The following is an 18,635-nucleotide window of genomic DNA, read 5'->3' on the forward strand; positions in this document are numbered from 1 at the left end:
CGTTAGCGCTCCTCTTCGTTGATCGATCCGCGTTCGATGAAACCGGCGAAGGCCACCGTCGTCAGAAAGCCGACCAGTGCCACGCCCAGAGCGATGTCGAGAAAGGCGGCGGACCCCGACGCCACGACGGCGATCCCCGTGGCCGCGACACCAAGCAGACTCAGCATGTCGAGGGCGACCACGCGGTCCGGCCCTCCCGGGCCTCGCACGATGCGCACCCCGGCGCAGACCAGCGCAGCCAGCACGAGCAGCGCCGCAAGCACGACCGCGACCTGGTGGATGGATTCGGCGCTCATGGCAGAACCTCCTTCACTCTGCGCTCGAAGCCATCCTTGATTTGCCGGACGCTGAGGTCCGATACGTTCATCACATGGACGTAGAGGGTCGCGCGGTCCTCGCTGACGTGCAGACTCACCGTGCCCGGCGTCAGCGTGATCATGTTGGCGAGCAGGGTGATGCCGGCGTCGCTTTTGACATCGAGCGGGACGGCGAGGATGGCTGATCGACTGGCTCGCTGCGGGTCTAGGACGGTGAGCGTCACCTCCTTCACCGAGAGCGCCAGTTCCTTCAGGAAGAGGCCAGCCAGCCGCCCCCAGGCGAGCGCGGCGTTCGCGAAAGCCTTCATGGCCGGGCCTCCGCCGTGCGCTGCGCGCCAGGCCCGAGCACCGCCTCGATGTAGGAACTCTTGTCGAGTAGCTGCTCGCCCGCACGGAGCGAGAAGGCGACGAAGGGTTCGGCCATCAGACCGATCGTCAGGGTGATTGTGGCGAGCAGAACGATGGGCGTCAGCATCGTGCGGCGCGTGCCGGCATCGGTGAGCCAGCGCTGCATCGCGGCGGTGCTCTCGGCCGGAGCGGCTTTCCAGAAGGCTTCGTTCCAGATCTTCAGCATCGAATAGAGTGTCAGCACGCCGACCGCGAGCGCAGTCGCCGCCAACAGAGCATGGCCGGCGTCGATGCTCGCCTTCACCACCACGAATTTCGACCAGAAGCCGGAGAGCGGAGGCAGTCCCGCCAGCGAGAGCGCCGGTATCAGGAACAAGACGCCAAGCCAGGGCAGCGTGCTGTAAAGCCCCCCGACCCGCTTAAGCTCGAAGGAGCCGCCGGCGCGGTTGATGACGCCCGCCAGTAGGAACAGGTTCGCCTTCACCACGATGTGGTGGATGATGTAGAGGATCGCGCCGCCGATCGCGAGCGGAGTGGCGACGGCAATGCCGAGCAGCATGTAGCCGATCTGGCTGATGATATGGAACGACAGGATCTTTCGCACGTCGAAATGCGCCGCCGCTCCCAGGACGCCGCTGACCATCGTCAACACGGCGATGATGCCGATGATCGGCGCCGTGAAGCCCTGCGAGAGATCGAAGAGGAGCGTGAAGCTCCGGATGATGGCGTAGACGCCGACCTTGGTCAGCAGCGCGGCGAAGATCGCCACAATCGGCGCCGAGGCGGTGTGATAAGAGGCAGGCAGCCAGAAGAACAGCGGGAACACCGCCGCCTTCGAACCGAAAGCAACGAGGAATAGCACCGCGATGGTGGTGACCAGCCCTTGGTTCTCCACATTGGGCAACAGTCGCGCGATGTCGGCCATATTGAGGCTGCCAGTCAGCCCGTAGAGGAAGGCTACGCAGATCAGGAAGAGCGTTGTCGCGACGAGGTTGAGGGTGACGTATTTGACCCCCGCGTCGAGCTGCTCGCGCGTGCCGCCGAGCGCCAGCAGGCCGAACGACGAGATCAGCATGACCTCGAACCAGACATAGAGGTTGAAGATGTCGCCGGTCAGGAAAGCGCCGGTAACTCCCAGCAGCAGGCCCTGATAAAGCGGATGGTAGAGTGCGGCCTCGCGCGAGTCGGCGTCATCGACCAGACCATAGATGCCGACAGCGACCGCCATCAGCCCGGTGATGACCACCATGGCGGCGGATAGCATGTCACCAACGAAACTGATGCCGAACGGCGCTGCCCAGCCTCCGAACTGCTTCGCCAGCACGGTGCCGTCCCCAGTCGCCGCGAGCAGTGCGACGGACGACAGCAGGAGCCCGGCGCTCGCGGCGAGGCTGACGATTCGCTGAGCGCGCGGCCTCCGCCACAAGATGCAGCAGAGCGCGACGCCCAAAAGGGGCCAGAGGATCGGCATCGATAGAAGGAGATGGGTGCTCATCGGGCCGGCTCCGTGGCGCGATGAGCGGGGGACGGGCGCTCCGCGGGTAATGGCGGTAGCCCTGTGGGCGCCTTTGGTTCCGCGTCTCTTAGTTCCTCGGTGTCGAGCGTGTGGAAGCGGCGATGTGCGCTCTCAAACAGGATCACCGTGAAGGCTATCAACGCAAAGGAGATCACGATTGCGGTCAGGATCAGCGCCTGCGGCAGTGGATTGGCGCCGCCCACGAGAGCCTCGGCGCCTCCCGGAACCAACGGGGGGGTGCGCGACCCCATTCGGCCGGCCAGGAAGATTGAGAGATTGGCCGCATTGCCGAGCACGAGCAGGCCGAGCACGATCCGCAGCACGTTTCGCGACATGACGAGATAGGCCGAGGCTGCGACGAGGACGCCAAACGCCAGCGCGAAAACGGGCTCCATGGTCACTCCTCCAAGTAATTGGCGAGAAAGGTCAGGACCGCGCCGATGACGCACAGATAGACCCCCACGTCGAAGACGAGCGTCGTGCCAAGCGGTAGGCCACCCGGGAATGCCCATTGATGCTGCAGAAACGGCTCGGCGAGGACGAGGCCCGGCAGCCCCGACAGCAAAGCGAGTGTCAGCCCTATGCCGATCAGGGCCTTCGGCGAGATCCTGAGCAGGCTCACCAGGGCGTCGCGGCCGCGTGGCAGGCTGTGAACAGCGATTCCGGCAGCCGCAATCAGCCCGCCGATGAAGCCGCCACCGGGCTCGTTGTGGCCACGCAGCAGCACATAGACCGAGAACAGCAGGGCGACCGGCAGGACAATGCGGCTGCTTGTGAGCAGGATCAGCGAATTCATTGGGCGTCTCCGGAGGTGGCGCGCCTCAGACCGGCGATGACGGCCGCGGCCGCGATGGCCGCCAGCCCGAGCACGGCGATCTCACCGAGCGTATCCAGAGCACGGAAGTCGACGATGATGACATTGACGAGGTTGCGGCCATGAGCTTGTGGCACGCTCTCCGCCCGGAAGAAGTCTGACAGGCGCGCGTCGAACGGCTGCGCTAGCACCGACAGCATGACTAACGTCGCCGTAAGCCCCGCTGCTAGCGCGATCGCGCCGTCGCGCAGCTTCTCGTCGCGCCGCCGATAGTCGCTGTCGCGGAATGGCAGGCGTCCGACGATCGCCAGCAGGATCACGATCGCTAACGCCTCGACCGAGAACTGGGTGAAGGCGAGGTCCGGCGCTCCCTGGAACAAAAACAGCAGCGCAACTGCGAAGCCGACGAGACCGGCCGCGGTGATGCCCGCGACGAAATTGCGCGCCCGAAGCAAGGCGAAGGTTGCCGCTACGAGAAGCACCGCTATGACGAGTTCGGGCTGCCAAATTCCAGCAAAGCTCGGCAATGCGAAGCCGCCTTGCGTGATCAGAGTGGCAAAGCCGGCAAACGCGGCCACCGCGACGGTGTAGCCGGTGTAGCTGCGAAGGCTACCGGACTGGATGGCGCTCGTCTGCCAACGCGCCACGTTCTGCAGGCCTTCCATGGCCTGGTCGTAGACGCGATCTGGGCCCCACAAAGCGATCTTTTCGATGCCGCTCAAACGCGTCCGGATGCGCGTCCAGCTCCCGAAAGCCGCGATGCCGAGCGCGAGCGTCAGGAGACTGAGCATCAGCATCGGCGTAAATCCGTGCCAGAGGGCGAGCTCGTAGTCGATCGGATGTCCCGCGACCGCGGCAGCAGCCGGCAAGATCAGGGCGTCGCTGACGAGCCAGGGCGCGAGCCCGAAGACCAGGCCGAGCGAGGCGAGTACTGATGGGCCCGCCAGCATGGCGATGCCGGGGTCATGCGGCTCTGTCGGCGTGGCCCTTCTGCTGCCGGCGAAACAGCGCCAAGAAACGATGCAGGCGATCACCACCATCACCGCGTTGGCGACGAGCGCGACAGAGACCACCAGCCAAGAGGCGGAGGCGGCAAGGCCCGTTTCGTAGACCAGTTCCTTGGCGGCGAAACCGATGAAGGGCGGCAGGCCGGCCATGGAGAGGCTGCCGGCGCAAGCTACGAGCGCTGTCAGCGGCATCGCATGGCGCAGGCCGCCCAGCGCAGACGAATCCCGCGTGCCGGTCTGGTGGTCGACGATGCCCGCGACGAGGAAGAGGCAGGCCTTGTAGAGCGCGTGGACAACCAGGAAGGTTACGACCGCTATGGCCGAGAGATCGCCCGGGATGCCGATCATCAGCACCAGCGTTCCCAGCGAGATGATCGTCGAATAGGCCAGTACGCGCTTGAGATCGGTCTCGCGAAGCGCAAGCACCGCGCCGACGAGCATGGTCAGGCCGCCGAATCCGGTTAGCAGCAGCACCCAGGTCTGGTGCCCCTCAAAGACCGGGCTCAGCCGCGCCAGCAGATAGATTCCGAGCTTGACCATGGTAGCGGAATGCAGGAACGCCGACACGGGGGTCGGCGCGACCATGGCGTTGGCAAGCCAGGGGTGCAGCGGCGCCTGCGCCGACTTGGCGAAGGCGCCGGCCGCCAGCAGGCAAATGATTGTCGGCGCCAAGGGGTGCTGGGCAATCTCGGCCTTGCGCGCAATCAGGCCGGAGATGGAATAGCTTCCGGTGATCTGGCCGAGCAGGATCGCACCCGCAAGCATGGCGAGCCCGCCGCCCACCGTAACGAGCAACCCCTGCTGCGCCGAACGGCGCGAGGCCGCCTTCTCCGGCGAGAAACCGATCAGCAGGAAGGAGGTCAGGCTGGTCAATTCCCAGAAGACGACGAGCAGCAGCAAGTCGTCCGCTAGAACGGCGCCGAGCATCGCAGCCATGAACAGTGTCAGAACGGCATAGAAGCGCGGCAGGCGCGGGTAGGTCTTCAGGTAGAGCGAGGCGTAAAGGAAAACGGCCGTCCCGACGCCGGTAATCAGCAACGCGAAGACGAGCGAGAGCCCATCGAGCCGGAAGGCTGCGGTAATGCCCAGCGACGGAATCCAGTCGCGAGTGGCCGAAACGGCCTGTTCTGCCCCGACCAGCGGCACAAGGTTCAGAAAGCAAATGGCCAGCAAAAGAGGCACGCAGGCGACGAACGCCGACGAGCGGCCGCCGAGCCAAGCTGCGAGCGGCGCCGAGGCGAAAGCGATGAAGACGACGAGTGCGAGATCCATTCCTGCCCGATCCGTTTCGGGTTCGGGAACTGGAAGAAGCGTGCCAATGACTCATTCGACTGAAAGAGCTGAAAATACAACGGCTTGCACACATGGCAAGCGAGCGCAGTCGCCAGCGGCGTTCACCAGACTGAACACGGTGCCGGTACTTGGTTGAGATAAGCGAACGCCATGTCGTCTGCGCGCGCCGGAGGCAGGTTCACCCATGTCGTTCACCCGATGTCGCGATGTCCGGTATTGGGCAGACGCTCAACGTCAGGAACTGGCGCGAACCTTCCTGATGGTTACAGACCAGTGAGTCAGCCGGCTAGGCTTCGTGGACAAAGGGTAGCCAGAGTTTGACTGCGGCGATGGCGACGAATCCGAGGTAAGATTTCTTGCTCTTGTCGTAGCGTGTTGTGACGCGCCGCCAGTTCTTGAGCTTGCGGAACAGTCGCTGGATCAGATTGCGCCACTTGTCTTTCTCGGCATCGTGCGGCGCAGGGTTCTTGCGGTTGCGCTTGGCCGGTATGCCGGCCTCGATCTCGGCTTTCGCCAACTCCTCGCGAATGGCGTCGGCATCATAGCCCTTGTCGGCCAGCAGCGCTTCGATCTTGTCGGCGACCATCCACAGCAGCGGCGCGAAGCCCTTGACGTCGTATGTCTCTCCGCCCGTCAGGACGAAGCCGAGCGGGCGGCCTTTGGTATCGCAGCGGGCATGGAGTTTGGTGGTGAAGCCGCCACGCGATCGACCAACCGCCTCTGTTTGCTGAGTCCCCTTTTTATGCCGACTGCGCAGTGATGCGCCCGGACGACGGTTGAGTCGATCATGTCGGCGGAGGGGTCTCGCTCGACCATTTCCGCCAGGCTTTCCAGCATGGCGTCGAAGACACCGACCTCCAGCCAGCGCCGGTAGCGGCGGAAGACGCTGTTCCATTTGCCGTCATCGTCGGGGAGAGGCCGCCACTGCGCGCCCGTCCGCGCCAACCACATCATGCCCTCAAAGTAGCGGCGGTCGTCCTGCGCCGGTCTGCAACTGCGCCCGTGTTCGGCCGGCAGCAAAGGCCCAATCAACGCCCATTCCTCGTCCGTCAAACCGATCCGCTCGCCCAAGGCTTTCTCCAAAGAGAAGCCTTGAATCAATCCGCTAATCTCAGGTCAAGCTTTGTCCACGAGGCCTAGCCGCGCCGCCTGTAGGCGAAGTAGCGCCCCTCCGGGACGCCCTCGGGCAATGCGAGCGCTTCGAGCCCCGGATGCTCGATCGCCCAGCCGCTGACGACCAGCGCCGCGGGCGCCGCCAGCGCGACCACATGTTGTGGCAGCCAGGCGAACAGGATGCGGTCCCGCTCGGGCACGCCGGTCGTCACATCGACATGGATCAGCGCGGCGCAGCGGCCATGGCGCGCGACGAAGGCCGGCAGCGTCTGCGCCATGTCGCCCTCCACCAGCCTGTCAGCTGGCGGCATCGAGTCGGGATTGGGGCTGACGTCACGCTCGAAGACATGGATCGCCCGCCCCGGCAGCCGCTCGCGCAGATGATCATAGGTGCGGCCATTGCCGAGGCCGAGTTCCAGCACGAGCCCGTCGCGCCCGGCGATCGCCGCCGCCGCCCAGTCGAGCATGCGGCGCTGCGCCTCGAGGCGGCGGATGAAGCTGTCGAGGCGGCTCATGCACGGGCTCCGATCCGGACGGCAGGCGCACCCGTCCGCGAAACCCCGGATAGCAGCGCAGCGTCGCAGGCCGATAGCCCGGCCATCGGCGGGCTTGTCAGCGCCCCCGCCCGGTGGCCTTATCGGTGTTGATCCAACCGTCGTCCCGCCTTGCGGGCGGCCAGCGGCCGCCAAGAGCCGTCGTCATGTCTCCAGGGAGGTAACCGTCTTCATGATCCGATCACGTGCTTTCGTGACTCTCGCCGCCGCGGCCGGGCTTGGCCTCGCGGCGGCCGGCACCGCCAGCGCCCAGGCCTGGCCGCAGCGACCGATCACCTTCATCGTGCCCTTCCCGGCCGGCGGCGGCACCGATGCCTTCGCCCGGCCGCTCGCCGCGCAGCTGGACCAGCAGCTCGGCCAGCGCATCATCATCGAGAATCGCGGCGGGGCCGGCGGCACCGTCGGCGCCTCGGCGGCGTCCAAGATGGCGCCCGACGGCTACGGCTTCTTCGTCGGCGCCGCGCACCACGCCATCGCCCCGGCGCTCTATCCGAAGCTCGACTACAACATCCAGACCGACTTCATCCCGATCGCGGTGATCGCGCAGCCGCCGCAGGTCATCGTCGTCCACCCGAAGGTCGAGGCCAAGACAGTGGCGGAACTGATCGCCTTCGCCAAGGCCAACCCCGACAAGCTGAACTACGCCTCGGCCGGCAACGGCACGACGCATCATCTCGCCGGCGAATTGTTCAAGCTGCAGACCAAGACGAACCTGACGCATGTGCCCTATCGCGGTGCCGGGCCGGCGCTGCAGGACATCGTCGCCGGGCAGGTCGACGTGCTGTTCGACGGGCTGGGCTCGTCGGCGCCGCAGATCCAGAGCGGGCGCCTGCGCGGGCTCGCGGTCGCCGCCCCGACGCGTTCGGAGGCGATCCCCGACGTGCCGACCGCCAAGGAGGCGGGGCTGGAGAATTACGAGGTCGCGACCTGGTATGCGCTCTGGGCGCCCAAGGGCACGCCGCCGGAGATCGTCACCCGCATGCGCGCCGAGGTCGCCAAGGCGCTGCAATCGCCAATGATCACGGAAGCCTGGAAGAAGAACGGCTCGCCCATTCCGACCCTGGCCGGCGATGATTTCGGCAAGTTCGTCGCGACCGAGGTCACTCGCTGGGGCAAGGTCGTCGCCGACGCGCAGGTCAAGCTGGAGTGAGCCGGGCGCCGGCAGCGGCAACCGACCGCCCTGCCCGCGCCTGCTGAATCAGCACTCCGCCTCCTCGTCGCCCGCGCCGTCGACCACCGCGCGGGCGATCGTCATACTGAAGCCCGCACGCGCCAGGGCCGCCAGATCCTTCTGGCGGGTGGCGGCCCGGTCACCGCGGCTCCAGGGTCCCAGCCGCTTGCGCCGGGCCGCCTTGCGAGCGGCCGCGAGCTCATCGTCCTCACTGGTCGCGCTCGCCGCCTGCGCCAGTTCCCGGCCAACGCCCTTCGCCGACAGGCTCGCCGCCACGGCCCGAGCCGAGCGCCCCTTGCGTTTCAGGGTCGCCGCGCGGGCCTGGGCGAAGCGCTGGTCGTCGACGAGACCGGAGGACACGCAGCGCGCCACCACCTCATCCAGCATCGCCTCGAAGGTGGACGGATCCTGCTCATGATGCCGGCAGCTCACCGCGACCTTGCGCGCCAGCACGCGGCGCAGCTGCGCGGCCGGCGCGGCATAGCGCTCGAGATAATGCATCGCCGCGCGCTGGAGATAATCGGGCGTGATCTTGCGTGGCGCGCGTCGCTCGGGCCGTCCCCCGTCGGAGCGCCCTCCTCCGAAGGCCATCAGTCGGTGCCGGGCCGGGAGCGCCCGGCCTTGATCGTCGAGCGCTTGTCCTTGGAGACCAACCTGCGCTCCTTCGAGGCCTTGGTCGGCTTGGTCGGGCGGCGCGTCTGGGGCCGCACCGCCGCCTCGCGGATCATCTCGAGCAGGCGCTCCAGCGCCTCCTCGCGGTTGCGCTTCTGGCTGCGCTGGGCCTGCGCGACGATCACGATGACGCCGTCCTGAGTCAGCCGGCTGCCGGCAAGCTTCATCAGCCGGATCGCGACTTCGTTGGGCAGCGACGGCGAGCGGCGCGCGTCGAAGCGCAGCTGCACCGCGCTCGACACCTTGTTGACGTTCTGCCCGCCCGGACCGGAGGCGCGCACGAAGCTTTCCTCGATCTCGCTCTCGTCGATCGCAATGGACGGGGTGACTTGAATCATGGGAGGAACCCTAGAGGATTTCAGCGCGAGTTTCAGCCTTTGCAGCCCTCCCCCGATATCGCCCGCCTGATCGAGATCATGGCGGCCCTGCGCACGCCGGGCTCCGGCTGCCCTTGGGATCTCGAGCAGGACTTCGCCTCGATCGCGCCCTACACGGTCGAGGAGGCCTATGAGGTCGCCGATGCGATCGCCCGCGGCGACAAGCTCGACCTCAAGGACGAACTCGGCGATCTCCTGCTCCAGGTCGTGTTCCATGCCCGCATGGCGGAAGAGGAAGGCGCCTTCGCCTTTCCGGACGTGGTCGAGGCGATTACCGCCAAGTTGATCCGCCGCCACCCGCATGTCTTCGGCGAGGCGCGCGATCTCGCGCCCGAGCAGGTCAAGGCGCTCTGGCACCGCATCAAGGCGCAGGAGAAGCTCGACAAGGCGGCCGCCCGCCGGGCCGCTGGCTTGCCCGAAAAATCCGAGGACAAGGGGCTGCTGGCTGGCGTCACCCAGGGCCTGCCCGCCCTCACCCGGGCCTGGAAGCTGCAGGCGCGCGCCTCCACCGTCGGCTTCGACTGGAACGACGCCCGGCTCGTGCTCGACAAGATCCGCGAGGAGACGGCCGAGATCGACGAGGCGCTGGCCTCGGGCGACAAGGCCGCGATCGCCGAGGAGATTGGCGACCTGCTCTTCGTCGTCGCCAACCTCGCCCGCCATGTCGACGCCGATCCGGAAGGCTGCCTCCAGGCCGCCAACGCCAAGTTCGAGCGCCGCTTCAAGGGCATCGAGCAAAGGCTGGAGGCGCAGGGGCGCACAGCCGCGCAGGCGGATCTCGCCGAGCTCGAGGCGCTCTGGCAGCAGGTCAAGCGGGACGAGAAGGCGGCGGGCTGACCGCGCCGCCGGTCCGTCATGGTTCGGTCCTTGCTTGCCGTGCCGGTGGCGCCGGCCGGAAGCGACGAAGGGACGGCGTGACAGGACGGGCGCGATGCGCCAGAGACGAAGACGATGAGACAGAGACGTCCCGAGGCCACCAGCGGCCGCCGCATCGAACCCCTCGCCACCCTGCCGCTGTTCCACAAGCTGGCGGGGCGCAAGGTCGTGCTCGTCGGCGACAGCGAGGGCGCCCTGTGGAAGGCCGAGCTCCTGGCGGCGACCGGCGCCGAGGTGGCGGTCTTCGCCGCCGAGGGCGCCGCCCATTTCACCGCGCTTGCCGCAGCCCCGCCCGCGGGCCGGGTCGTGGTCCATGCCCGCCCCTGGGAGCCAGGCGATCTCGCCGGCGCGGCGCTGGCGATCGGCGACATCGAGGACGCCAACGAGATCGAGGCCTTCGTCGCGGCGGCCCGCCTCGCCGGCGCGCCGGTCAACATCGTCGACAAGCCCGATTTCTGCGACTTCTCCTTCGGCACGCTGGTCAACCGCTCGCCGCTGATCGTGGCGATCTCGACCGACGGCGCCGCCCCGGTCTTCGGCCAGGCGATCCGCACCCGCATCGAGACCCTGCTGCCGGAGACGCTGAAGGCCTGGGCCCAGGCCGCCAAGGACTGGCGCCCGGCCGTGCAGGCGCGCGAACTGCCCTTCGCCATCCGCCGCGCCTTCTGGGAGCTGTTCACCGACAAGGCGATGGGCGAATCCGGCCGCCTGCCCGCGGATGGCGACCGGGCCGAACTCTTCGCCGCGCTGGAGCGCATCGAGGCGGCGCCCGGTCGCGGCCGGGTCTCGCTGGTCGGAGCCGGGCCCGGCGACCCGGAGCTCCTGACGCTGAAGGCGATCCGTGCCCTGCAGAGCGCCGACATCATCCTCTATGACGATCTCGTCTCGCCCGGCGTGCTCGAACTGGCGCGGCGCGAGGCCAAGCGCATGATGGTCGGCAAGACCGGCTACGGCCCCTCGGTCAAGCAGAGCGACATCAACGCGCTGATCGTCTCGCTCGCCGGCCAGGGCAAGCATGTCGTGCGGCTGAAGGGCGGCGACCCCGGCATCTTCGGCCGCGCCGGCGAGGAGATCGAGGCCTGCCAGGCCGCGGGCCTGCCGGTGACCATCGTGCCGGGCATCTCGGCGGCCCAGGGCGCAGCGGCGGCGCTCGGCGTCTCGCTGACCCATCGCGACCATGCCAGGCGCCTGCAATTCGTCACCGGCCACGCCCGCAGCGGCGAGCTGCCGGAGGATCTCGACTGGCAGGCCATGGCCGATCCCCGGGCCACGACGGTGATCTACATGGCGCGCGCCACGCTTGCGGGATTCCGCGACCGCGCCATCGCGGCGGGCCTCGACCCCGCCACGCCAGCCATCGCCGTCCAGTCGGCGACACGGCCCGACGAGGCGCGCGTCCGGGCGACCATCGCGACCCTGCCGGAACGGCTGGCGGAGCTCCCGAAAGGCGGCCCGGTTCTGGTGATGCTCGGGCAGGCCCTGGGCGAGGCGCTCTCCGAAGCCGCCGTCTCGGCCGAGAGACGCCGCGCCTGAGGCGGCGGCCATGCGCCCCGCCGTCTCGCCTCATTCTGTCCGGACGGCTATGCCAGAGTCGAAAGGGTCGAGGCTGGGAGACGAATCATGAAGGCGCGCGCGCGTTGGGTCGAAGGCATGGCCTTCATGGGCGAGTCCGGCAGCGGCCATGCCGTCGTCATGGATGGCGCGCCTGAATATGGCGGCCGCAATCTCGGCATCCGGCCGATGGAGATGCTGCTGATCGGCCTGGCCGGCTGCACCGGCTTCGACGTCGTGCAGATCCTCAAGAAGGGCCGTGAGCCGATCACCGGCTGCGAGGTCGAGGTCGAGGCGCAGCGCGCCACGGAGGACCCCAAGGTCTTCACCCAGATCCATCTCGCCTACCGCATCAGCGGGCGCGGCCTGTCGCGCGCCAAGGCCGAGCGGGCCGTCACCCTGTCGAAGGAAAAATACTGTTCGGCTTCGATCATGCTCGGCGCGACCGCGAGCTTCACCTACGCGATCGACATCGTCGACGAGCTCCAGGAGGCCGTCGCATGAGCGAGACCCCATTCGCCGGGCTGATCGCGCCCGAAGACGTGCTGGCACGGCTGGGCGATCCCCGCCTCGTCATCCTCGACATCCGCTCCTCGATCGACGGCGGCGGCAAGGCCGCCTATGAGGCCGGCCACATCCCCGGCGCCGTCCATACCGACTATGTTGCCGATGGCTGGCGCGCCAAGGTCGGCCAGGCGCCCGGTCTGCTGCCGTCGCTCGATCACGTCGCCGCGCTCGTCGGCCGGCTCGGAATCACGCCGCATGACGACGTGGTCATCGTCCCCGCCGGCGTCAGCGCCACCGATTTTGCCGCAGCGGCGCGCATCTACTGGACGCTGAAGACCATCGGCCATGGCCAGCAGGCCATCCTCGACGGCGGCTTCCGCGCCTGGACGGCCGATCCGGCCCGCCCGGTCGAGACCGGCCCCTCGCCGCAGCGCACAGCTCCGCCCTACCCGGTCGTGATGCAGCAGCGCCTGCGCAGCACGGCCGACGCCACGCTGGTGGCGTCGCGCAGCAAACTCGCGACCCTCGTCGACGCCCGCTCGACCAGCTACTTCGAAGGCCGCGAGAAGGCGCCGGAGGCGGCCCGTGCCGGCCATATCCCCGGCGCCGTGTCGCGCGACTATGCCGAGGCTTTCGATCCCGCCACCGGCAAACTCAAGCCGCGTGACGCGCTGGCAGCGCTCTACGGCAGCATCCCCAAGGGCCCGGCGATCTCCTACTGCAACACCGGCCACACCGCCGCGCTCAACTGGTTCGTCATGTCGGAACTGCTCGGCCGCGAGGAGGTCGCGCTCTATGATGGCTCGATGACCGACTGGACGCAGGATCCCGAACGCCCGGTGGCGACCGGCGCCGGATGAGTCGCAACGACCGGCTCGGATTTGCCAAACAGCCTGAAAGCGTTCAAAGGAAGCGCGCGCGAGCCTCGGGCCGCGCCGCCTCCATTCAGAGCTGTCGAGTTTGCCGCCGATGAACGCCGTCGCGCCGAAGATTTCTTTCGTTTCGCTGGGTTGCCCCAAGGCGCTGGTGGATTCCGAGCGGATCATCACCTCGCTGCGCTCGGAAGGCTATGAGCTCTCCAAGAGCCATGCGGGCTCCGACCTCGTCATCGTCAACACCTGCGGCTTCCTCGACTCGGCCAAGGCGGAATCGCTCGAGGCGATCGGCACCGCCATGGCGGAGAACGGCAAGGTCATTGTCACCGGCTGCATGGGCGCCGAGCCCGAGCAGATCCGCGACCGCTTCCCCAACCTGCTCGCGATCACCGGCCCGCAGGCCTATGAGAGCGTCGTCTCGGCCGTGCACCAGGCCCTGCCGCCGCGCCACGACCCCTTCGTCGATCTCGTGCCCGACCAGGGCATCAAGCTGACGCCGCGCCACTACGCCTATCTGAAGATTTCCGAGGGCTGCAACAACCGCTGCAGCTTCTGCATCATCCCGAAGCTGCGCGGCGATCTCGTCTCGCGGCCGATCGGCGAGGTGCTGCGCGAGGCCGAGAAGCTGGTCAAGGCCGGCGTCAAGGAACTGCTGGTGATCTCGCAGGACACCAGCGCCTACGGCCTCGACATCAAGTACCAGCCCTCAATGTGGCAGGACCGCGAGGTCCGCACCCGCTTCTTCGAGCTCGCCCGCGAGCTCGGCCAGATGGGGGTCTGGGTGCGGATGCACTATGTCTACCCCTATCCGCATGTCGACGAGGTCATCCCGCTGATGCAGGAGGGGCTGATCCTGCCCTATCTCGACATCCCCTTCCAGCACGCCTCTCCCAATGTTCTCAAGGCGATGAAGCGTCCGGCTCATCAGGACAAGACGCTCGACCGCCTGCGGAAATGGCGCGAGATCTGCCCCGACCTCGCCATCCGCTCGACCTTCATCGTCGGCTTCCCCGGCGAGACGGAAGAGGATGTCCAGTTCCTGCTCGACTGGCTGAAGGAGGCCAAGCTCGAGCGCGTCGGCGCCTTCAAATACGAGCCGGTCAAGGGGGCGCCCGCCAACGACCTCGGCCTCACCCTCGTCCCCGAGGAGGAGAAGGAGGCGCGCTGGCACCGCTTCATGAAGGCGCAGGCCGAAATCTCGACGCGCATCGTCAGGAATCGCGTCGGCAAGCGCATCCAGGTGATCATCGACGAGGCCGGCCCGACCGTGGCCAAGGGCCGCTCGAAATGGGATGCGCCGGAGATCGACGGCAACGTCTATGTCGCCAGTCGCCGTCCGCTGCGCCCGGGCGACATCGTCTCGGTCAAGATCGAGCGCGCCGACGCCTACGACCTGCACGGCGTCGCGGTCTGAGGCTCAGGACGGCCGGCAGATCCGGCGGATGACGCGGCCGTTGCGGTCCAGAGCCGCCGGCGCCGCCCCGCAGCCGTCCACCGACGTCGCTCCGGCATCGGCGCCACCCGTCTTCGGCGGCGTGTCGCAGCTCTCGCTCGGGCAGTCCGTTCGCGCCCGCCGCGGCTCGGAGGGACGCGTCAGGCGCGCCTTGTCCTCGGCGGCGATCGCCAGCGTCAGGCCGGGCGCCCCGGCCGGCAGCGTGACGCGGCCCTGGCGGCCGTTCTGCTGCGCGAGCGCAACCGTCGCGATGGTGAGCGAGGCGAGGAAGAAACCGCAGAGGCGAAGGGCGCGGGACATGGGCGTCACCCGAATGAGCATCAGCGTTCTGCTGACCCTCCTTCGTCGCGGCGGCACGCCAGCAGGTTCACATGGCCGGTGACACGGCAGCGCGCCGCGGCATCACCCTTCGTCCAAGCCACCAGCCGAAACGCTGCGCCAGCATGGCGAGCGCGATCGCATAGCCGATCAGCGCCAGCATCCAGCCGACCGCGCTCAGGCTAAACGCGCCCAGCACCAGCGCCCCGCGCCCCAGCACCTTGAGGATTGCCCGCGTCGTCGTTCCCTTGGCCGCGCCGAGCCTGGCCGCCTTGCCGATGTCGCCCGCGTCCTCCGCGACGGCGAGCACCTGGCGCAGCCCGCGCTGGCCCGTCCGGGTGTAGACGGCACCGGCATCCTGGCCGAGCGTGGCGAAGCGCGCCATCGCCGCCGGCTTGACGATGCCGCCGGCCGCGACCCGCGCGGCCGCGAGGTCGAGGCGGGACGCCGCCGCCAGGCTCGCGTTCAGGGCCGGACGGTCGATTGCATCGACCGCCGTGCGCGTCAGGTTCGCGGTCAGAGCGGGCGAGAGGATCTTCGCCTTGCTCGCCGCCTTGACCGCGCTCAGGCCGTTGCGGGCCGGCAGCGAACCACCGAGGCTGACCCAGGTCGCGGCGCTGATGGCGAGCCCCGCCGCGGCGATGGCGAGCACGGTGCCGTCCGCCCCCTCCCCGCCGAGCCATTTGCGGCCCTCGACGGCGAGGTCGCGCAGATCGCCATAGCCGGTGACGTCGCCGACGAGCGCGCCGGCAAAGGCCGCGCCGCTCTCGCGGTCGCCGGCGAGGAAGCCCTGGCCGAAATCGCTGACAGCCTGGATGATGGCGCCGTCCTTCAGTGCCTGCAGCCTTTGCCGCCGCTCTGCCGAGACCGGCAGGCCGCGCTCGGCCGCCAGCGCGAGAAAGCTCTCGGCGAGGTCCGTGTCGCGCGCGGCCAGCGCCGCGTCGATCTCGGCGTCGAGCCGGGCAGCGCTCAGCGCGCCCGCAAGGCGCAGGTCGGCCAGCGCAGCGGGATCCTCCGCTGCCGCGACCTCGCGCCAGTGCTGCACGCCCTGCGGCAGCACGAGCGACCCGGCCGCCGCCAGCGACAGCCCAAGCCCGAAGCCGAGCACCACCCGTTTCATTCCGCCTGCGACCTTTGCCCGATGCATTCCGCCCGGCACCGGCCGGGGGAAGTTATGTAGCAAGCGATTTGGGCGAGATTGCCGCCGAAGAGCGCGCACGAGAGCGTGCCCGAGTTGTCTCGGAAACTCATCGTCACCCCGGGCTTGCCCCGGGATCCATCGGAGGGCTCCGGAGCCTGATGATGGATCCCGGAGCGGCGCTGCTGCGCAGCTTGTCCGGGATGACGGCGGTGGTTCCGTGAGAACTCAACGCAGCCTGAAGCGGTTGCGCAGGGCGAGACCGATGAGGAAGGCGAAGGCGAGCGCCAGCAGGGTCTGGAGACCGCCGACGATCTTCAGCCAGCCGGAAAGTCCGGCCAACATGTCCGCATCGAAAAAGTCCTTTCGGACGTTCAGCGGTGCGAGCATGTTGGCGAAGCTGAGCAGGGTGGCCTGCTTGAACGCGATGAACGGGCTGTCGAGGGTGAGGATGGCCGGGCACGACCCCGCCCTTCCCGGCCAGCAGGCCGCCTGCACCATCGCCGCGATGCCTAAGACGAAAGTCGCAAGGAGGCCGAGCATCGGCCGAAAGATCGAGCGGCCATAGCCGCTGAAGAGATCATAGGCGCGATTCAGCAGCCCGGCCGGCGTGCTCCATCCCTCGACGACGCGACGGCAGCGCATCTCGCGCTCGAAGAACTGCAGTTCGTCATCATGCTTCTTGAGCCGCTCCATCTCCTGCTTGAGCCGCTCATAGGCATAGATGTGTTCCTGGGCCTGCGCAGCATCGTCCGGCGGCACCGGCCAACGAGCGCCATGCCACTGGGTCCCCTCATGCAGCGTCGCGCCATGAAAAAGCGGCGGGTTCAGGATAAACCGAGCGTCGGCGAAGCTGGTCGAGGATTGCAGCTTGGCGTTTCCGAACCATGCTTCGCCGGTAAAGGTCGCGCTCGCGAACCACGCATCGTTGGAGAACGTCGATCGACTAAACCATACATCGCCAAAAAAATCGACCTCTGAAAACTGAGCATAGTTAAGAAACGTAACGTCTGTATAACATGCAATATCAGAGAAACTAGATCGCCGAAAATCTACACTGCGATGAAATATAGTACTTTCAAACCAAACAGACTGGAATATTGAATCTGTAAAATGCGCATGCTTAAAGAAATTACGTTTCTCGAACCATGCATTTCGACAGAATTTTATATCGCAAAACGACGTGTATCCGTAGAACTCTACGCCTCTAAAATCCGCGAATTCAAAAAAAAGCGAATTGCTTAGGATAGCGTCACGAGAGAATTTCGCACCGGTAAAATGAATAATTCTAGTACTAAAAATGCCCTCCCAGATGATGGGTCGATCAAAATGGACGCTACTATAGTCAACGAATTGGCTTGGATCAGGTAATGGGACGACCGGTTGGGAGGGATTACGATCCGTCCATTGACGTCGCCAGCGCCGCTTCAGCGCCACCATTTCCTTAGCGGTGTACGGTGTGAGCTCTTGCTCCGAAAAGACGGGCTGACCTGAGTCCTCATGGCGCTCGCGTAAAATGTCGCGCTGCTTCTGACTGAGAGCGCCGGCTGCCCACTTGTTCCACGTCAGCCTGTTCTTGGCGTGGATTTCTTTGTCGAATGCTCCGTGTGTAGCCCCCTCCGGTTGCTCGCCATGCAGAGTCGCCAGCACATACCACGGGTTCTGGTTCGCCGGGGTCAGCGCCTGCGCCGGCTCGGGCGCAGCGTCGGGTGCAGGCGCATCGACCACGGCCAACCCTCAGGGGATCAGCACGGTCGAACCCGTCGTGCCGCGGCTCTCCAGCGCGCGATGCGCGTTTGCAGCGTCCGCCAGCGCGAAGCGGGCGTTGACGGGCACCACGACCTGGCCGGACGCGACCGCGCCGAACAGGTTCGCCGCCATCTCGACCATGGTCGCGCGCTTGGCGATATGGGTGAAGAGCGTCGGTCGCGTCACATAGAGCGAGCCCTTGGGGCCGAGCAGGCCGAGATTGAACGGCTCGACCGTGCCGGACGCATTGCCGAAACTCGCCAGCACGCCGAAAGGCTGAAGGCAGTCGAGCGAGGGCAGGAAGGTGTCCTTGCCGACGCCGTCATAGACCACGGCGCAGAGCTTGCCGCCGGTGATCTCCTTCACCCGCGCGACGAAATCCTCCTCGCGATAGAGGATGACATGGTCGGCGCCATGCGCCTTGGCGAGCTCGCCCTTTTCCTTCGAGCCGACAGTGCCGATCACGGTCGCGCCCAGTGCCTTGCCCCATTGGCAGAGGATCAGGCCTGTGCCGCCGGCCGCGGCATGGACCAGGATCGTGTCGCCCGGCTTCACCTTGTAGGTCCGGTGCAGCAGATACTCCGCCGTCATGCCCTTCAGCATCATGCTGGCGGCGGCCTCGAAGGAGACCGCCTCCGGCAGCGCGACGGTGGAGTTGACCGCGACGATGCGCTCCTCGGCATAGGAGCCGAGCGTCGCGACATAGGCCACGCGGTCGCCCGGCTTGAACTCGGTGACGCCCGGCCCGACGGACACGACCTCGCCGGCCGCCTCATTGCCGGGCACGAAGGGCAGATGCGGGGCGGGGTAGAGCCCGGTGCGGAAATAGGTGTCGATGAAGTTGAGGCCGATGGCCCGGTTGCGCACCAGAAGCTCGCCCGGCCCCGGCGCCGGCAGCGTGATGTCCTCGAGCTGCAGCACCTCGGGCCCGCCGGTCTTGTGGATGCGGATCGCCTTGACCATGTCGTCATCTCCCTGAACGTTGG

At 67.2% G+C, this 18,635-nt stretch carries 19 protein-coding genes and 1 pseudogene; 6 read left to right on the forward strand and 14 right to left on the reverse strand.

What is annotated here, in order from left to right:
• Nucleotides 1–2: 2 nt before the first annotated feature.
• The 8 genes and pseudogenes from BSY19_RS17815 to BSY19_RS17855 form a co-directional block, all read right to left on the reverse strand.
• Complete coding sequence (locus tag BSY19_RS17815) at nucleotides 3–296, reverse strand: MrpF/PhaF family protein (RefSeq protein WP_069055311.1); 294 nt, start codon at nucleotides 294–296, stop codon at nucleotides 3–5.
• Nucleotides 293–625, reverse strand: coding sequence for a Na+/H+ antiporter subunit E (locus BSY19_RS17820; protein WP_069055312.1), 333 nt, complete (start codon nucleotides 623–625; stop codon nucleotides 293–295). The genes BSY19_RS17815 and BSY19_RS17820 overlap by 4 nt, the downstream gene beginning before the upstream one ends.
• Nucleotides 622–2,160, reverse strand: a complete 1,539-nt coding sequence (locus tag BSY19_RS17825; RefSeq protein WP_069055313.1) for a Na+/H+ antiporter subunit D — start codon at nucleotides 2,158–2,160, stop codon at nucleotides 622–624. The genes BSY19_RS17820 and BSY19_RS17825 overlap by 4 nt, the downstream gene beginning before the upstream one ends.
• Nucleotides 2,157–2,576 (reverse strand): NADH-quinone oxidoreductase subunit K, encoded by a 420-nt coding sequence (locus BSY19_RS17830; protein WP_069055314.1) that lies wholly within the window; start codon nucleotides 2,574–2,576, stop codon nucleotides 2,157–2,159. The genes BSY19_RS17825 and BSY19_RS17830 overlap by 4 nt, the downstream gene beginning before the upstream one ends.
• A 2-nt stretch (nucleotides 2,577–2,578) precedes the next feature.
• Nucleotides 2,579–2,977: an MnhB domain-containing protein gene (locus BSY19_RS17835; RefSeq protein WP_069055315.1), complete on the reverse strand. Its 399-nt coding sequence runs from the start codon at nucleotides 2,975–2,977 to the stop codon at nucleotides 2,579–2,581.
• On the reverse strand, nucleotides 2,974–5,274 hold the full coding sequence (gene mbhE, locus BSY19_RS17840) for a hydrogen gas-evolving membrane-bound hydrogenase subunit E (RefSeq protein WP_069055316.1): 2,301 nt from the start codon (nucleotides 5,272–5,274) through the stop codon (nucleotides 2,974–2,976). The genes BSY19_RS17835 and mbhE overlap by 4 nt, the downstream gene beginning before the upstream one ends.
• A 307-nt stretch (nucleotides 5,275–5,581) precedes the next feature.
• Nucleotides 5,582–6,396: pseudogene (locus BSY19_RS27630) on the reverse strand (IS5 family transposase).
• 35 nt (nucleotides 6,397–6,431) lie between these two features.
• Complete coding sequence (locus BSY19_RS17855; protein ID WP_069055319.1) at nucleotides 6,432–6,923, reverse strand: class I SAM-dependent methyltransferase; 492 nt, start codon at nucleotides 6,921–6,923, stop codon at nucleotides 6,432–6,434.
• Between the two features lie 211 nt (nucleotides 6,924–7,134).
• Here BSY19_RS17855 and BSY19_RS17860 point away from each other — a divergent pair, with 211 nt between their 5' ends.
• The gene (locus BSY19_RS17860; protein ID WP_069055320.1) at nucleotides 7,135–8,112 is read left to right on the forward strand and encodes a Bug family tripartite tricarboxylate transporter substrate binding protein; all 978 of its coding nucleotides are present in this window, start codon (nucleotides 7,135–7,137) and stop codon (nucleotides 8,110–8,112) included.
• 48 nt (nucleotides 8,113–8,160) lie between these two features.
• Here BSY19_RS17860 and BSY19_RS17865 read toward each other — a convergent pair whose 3' ends face one another.
• Both BSY19_RS17865 and arfB read right to left on the reverse strand, forming a co-directional pair.
• Nucleotides 8,161–8,724: a regulatory protein RecX gene (locus tag BSY19_RS17865; RefSeq protein ID WP_069055321.1), complete on the reverse strand. Its 564-nt coding sequence runs from the start codon at nucleotides 8,722–8,724 to the stop codon at nucleotides 8,161–8,163.
• Nucleotides 8,724–9,143 carry an alternative ribosome rescue aminoacyl-tRNA hydrolase ArfB gene (arfB, locus tag BSY19_RS17870; protein ID WP_069055322.1) on the reverse strand — a complete coding sequence of 140 codons (420 nt, stop codon included), beginning with the start codon at nucleotides 9,141–9,143 and terminating at the stop codon, nucleotides 8,724–8,726. The genes BSY19_RS17865 and arfB overlap by 1 nt, the downstream gene beginning before the upstream one ends.
• Nucleotides 9,144–9,182: 39 nt before the next feature.
• Here arfB and mazG point away from each other — a divergent pair, with 39 nt between their 5' ends.
• From mazG to rimO, 5 genes are all read left to right on the forward strand, one after another.
• Nucleotides 9,183–10,019 carry a nucleoside triphosphate pyrophosphohydrolase gene (mazG, locus tag BSY19_RS17875; RefSeq protein ID WP_069055323.1) on the forward strand — a complete coding sequence of 279 codons (837 nt, stop codon included), beginning with the start codon at nucleotides 9,183–9,185 and terminating at the stop codon, nucleotides 10,017–10,019.
• Nucleotides 10,020–10,133: 114 nt separating this feature from the next.
• Nucleotides 10,134–11,591 (forward strand): siroheme synthase CysG, encoded by a 1,458-nt coding sequence (gene cysG, locus BSY19_RS17880; protein ID WP_069055324.1) that lies wholly within the window; start codon nucleotides 10,134–10,136, stop codon nucleotides 11,589–11,591.
• 87 nt (nucleotides 11,592–11,678) lie between these two features.
• On the forward strand, nucleotides 11,679–12,113 hold the full coding sequence (locus tag BSY19_RS17885) for an OsmC family protein (protein ID WP_069055325.1): 435 nt from the start codon (nucleotides 11,679–11,681) through the stop codon (nucleotides 12,111–12,113).
• On the forward strand, nucleotides 12,110–12,976 hold the full coding sequence (locus BSY19_RS17890; RefSeq protein ID WP_069055326.1) for a sulfurtransferase: 867 nt from the start codon (nucleotides 12,110–12,112) through the stop codon (nucleotides 12,974–12,976). The genes BSY19_RS17885 and BSY19_RS17890 overlap by 4 nt, the downstream gene beginning before the upstream one ends.
• A gap of 109 nt (nucleotides 12,977–13,085) precedes the next feature.
• A complete protein-coding gene (gene rimO / locus BSY19_RS17895; RefSeq protein WP_069055327.1) occupies nucleotides 13,086–14,405 on the forward strand; it encodes a 30S ribosomal protein S12 methylthiotransferase RimO in 1,320 nt (439 codons plus the stop codon).
• A 3-nt stretch (nucleotides 14,406–14,408) separates the two neighbouring features.
• Here the strand turns inward: rimO and BSY19_RS17900 are convergent, their stop codons facing one another.
• From BSY19_RS17900 to BSY19_RS17915, 4 genes are all read right to left on the reverse strand, one after another.
• Nucleotides 14,409–14,744 (reverse strand): hypothetical protein, encoded by a 336-nt coding sequence (locus tag BSY19_RS17900; RefSeq protein ID WP_150129658.1) that lies wholly within the window; start codon nucleotides 14,742–14,744, stop codon nucleotides 14,409–14,411.
• A gap of 67 nt (nucleotides 14,745–14,811) precedes the next feature.
• On the reverse strand, nucleotides 14,812–15,882 hold the full coding sequence (locus tag BSY19_RS17905; RefSeq protein WP_150129659.1) for a hypothetical protein: 1,071 nt from the start codon (nucleotides 15,880–15,882) through the stop codon (nucleotides 14,812–14,814).
• Between the two features lie 246 nt (nucleotides 15,883–16,128).
• Entirely contained in the window at nucleotides 16,129–17,628 is a 1,500-nt protein-coding gene (locus tag BSY19_RS27635) for a pentapeptide repeat-containing protein (RefSeq protein WP_335622343.1), read from the reverse strand.
• A gap of 9 nt (nucleotides 17,629–17,637) precedes the next feature.
• The gene (locus BSY19_RS17915; protein WP_069055330.1) at nucleotides 17,638–18,612 is read right to left on the reverse strand and encodes a quinone oxidoreductase family protein; all 975 of its coding nucleotides are present in this window, start codon (nucleotides 18,610–18,612) and stop codon (nucleotides 17,638–17,640) included.
• Between the last annotated feature and the right edge of the window lie 23 nt (nucleotides 18,613–18,635).

Origin of the sequence: Bosea sp. RAC05 (assembly GCF_001713455.1) — a bacterium.
Lineage (GTDB): Bacteria > Pseudomonadota > Alphaproteobacteria > Rhizobiales > Beijerinckiaceae > Allobosea.

Excerpts from the sequence above, each read along its gene's own strand:
- BSY19_RS17855 (WP_069055319.1), bottom strand. The coding sequence starts at position 6,923 with ATGAGCCGCCTCGACAGCTTCATCCGCCGCCTCGAGGCGCAGCGCCGC.
- BSY19_RS17820 (WP_069055312.1), bottom strand. The coding sequence starts at position 625 with ATGAAGGCTTTCGCGAACGCCGCGCTCGCCTGGGGGCGGCTGGCTGGC.
- BSY19_RS17890 (WP_069055326.1), top strand. The coding sequence starts at position 12,110 with ATGAGCGAGACCCCATTCGCCGGGCTGATCGCGCCCGAAGACGTGCTG.
- BSY19_RS17825 (WP_069055313.1), bottom strand. The coding sequence starts at position 2,160 with ATGAGCACCCATCTCCTTCTATCGATGCCGATCCTCTGGCCCCTTTTG.
- BSY19_RS17905 (WP_150129659.1), bottom strand. The coding sequence starts at position 15,882 with ATGAAACGGGTGGTGCTCGGCTTCGGGCTTGGGCTGTCGCTGGCGGCG.
- BSY19_RS17830 (WP_069055314.1), bottom strand. The coding sequence starts at position 2,576 with ATGGAGCCCGTTTTCGCGCTGGCGTTTGGCGTCCTCGTCGCAGCCTCG.
- BSY19_RS17915 (WP_069055330.1), bottom strand. The coding sequence starts at position 18,612 with ATGGTCAAGGCGATCCGCATCCACAAGACCGGCGGGCCCGAGGTGCTG.
- cysG (WP_069055324.1), top strand. The coding sequence starts at position 10,134 with ATGAGACAGAGACGTCCCGAGGCCACCAGCGGCCGCCGCATCGAACCC.
- BSY19_RS17900 (WP_150129658.1), bottom strand. The coding sequence starts at position 14,744 with ATGTCCCGCGCCCTTCGCCTCTGCGGTTTCTTCCTCGCCTCGCTCACC.
- BSY19_RS17835 (WP_069055315.1), bottom strand. The coding sequence starts at position 2,977 with ATGAATTCGCTGATCCTGCTCACAAGCAGCCGCATTGTCCTGCCGGTC.
- BSY19_RS17865 (WP_069055321.1), bottom strand. The coding sequence starts at position 8,724 with ATGGCCTTCGGAGGAGGGCGCTCCGACGGGGGACGGCCCGAGCGACGC.
- mbhE (WP_069055316.1), bottom strand. The coding sequence starts at position 5,274 with ATGGATCTCGCACTCGTCGTCTTCATCGCTTTCGCCTCGGCGCCGCTC.
- BSY19_RS17885 (WP_069055325.1), top strand. The coding sequence starts at position 11,679 with ATGAAGGCGCGCGCGCGTTGGGTCGAAGGCATGGCCTTCATGGGCGAG.
- BSY19_RS17860 (WP_069055320.1), top strand. The coding sequence starts at position 7,135 with ATGATCCGATCACGTGCTTTCGTGACTCTCGCCGCCGCGGCCGGGCTT.
- arfB (WP_069055322.1), bottom strand. The coding sequence starts at position 9,143 with ATGATTCAAGTCACCCCGTCCATTGCGATCGACGAGAGCGAGATCGAG.
- rimO (WP_069055327.1), top strand. The coding sequence starts at position 13,086 with ATGAACGCCGTCGCGCCGAAGATTTCTTTCGTTTCGCTGGGTTGCCCC.
- BSY19_RS17815 (WP_069055311.1), bottom strand. The coding sequence starts at position 296 with ATGAGCGCCGAATCCATCCACCAGGTCGCGGTCGTGCTTGCGGCGCTG.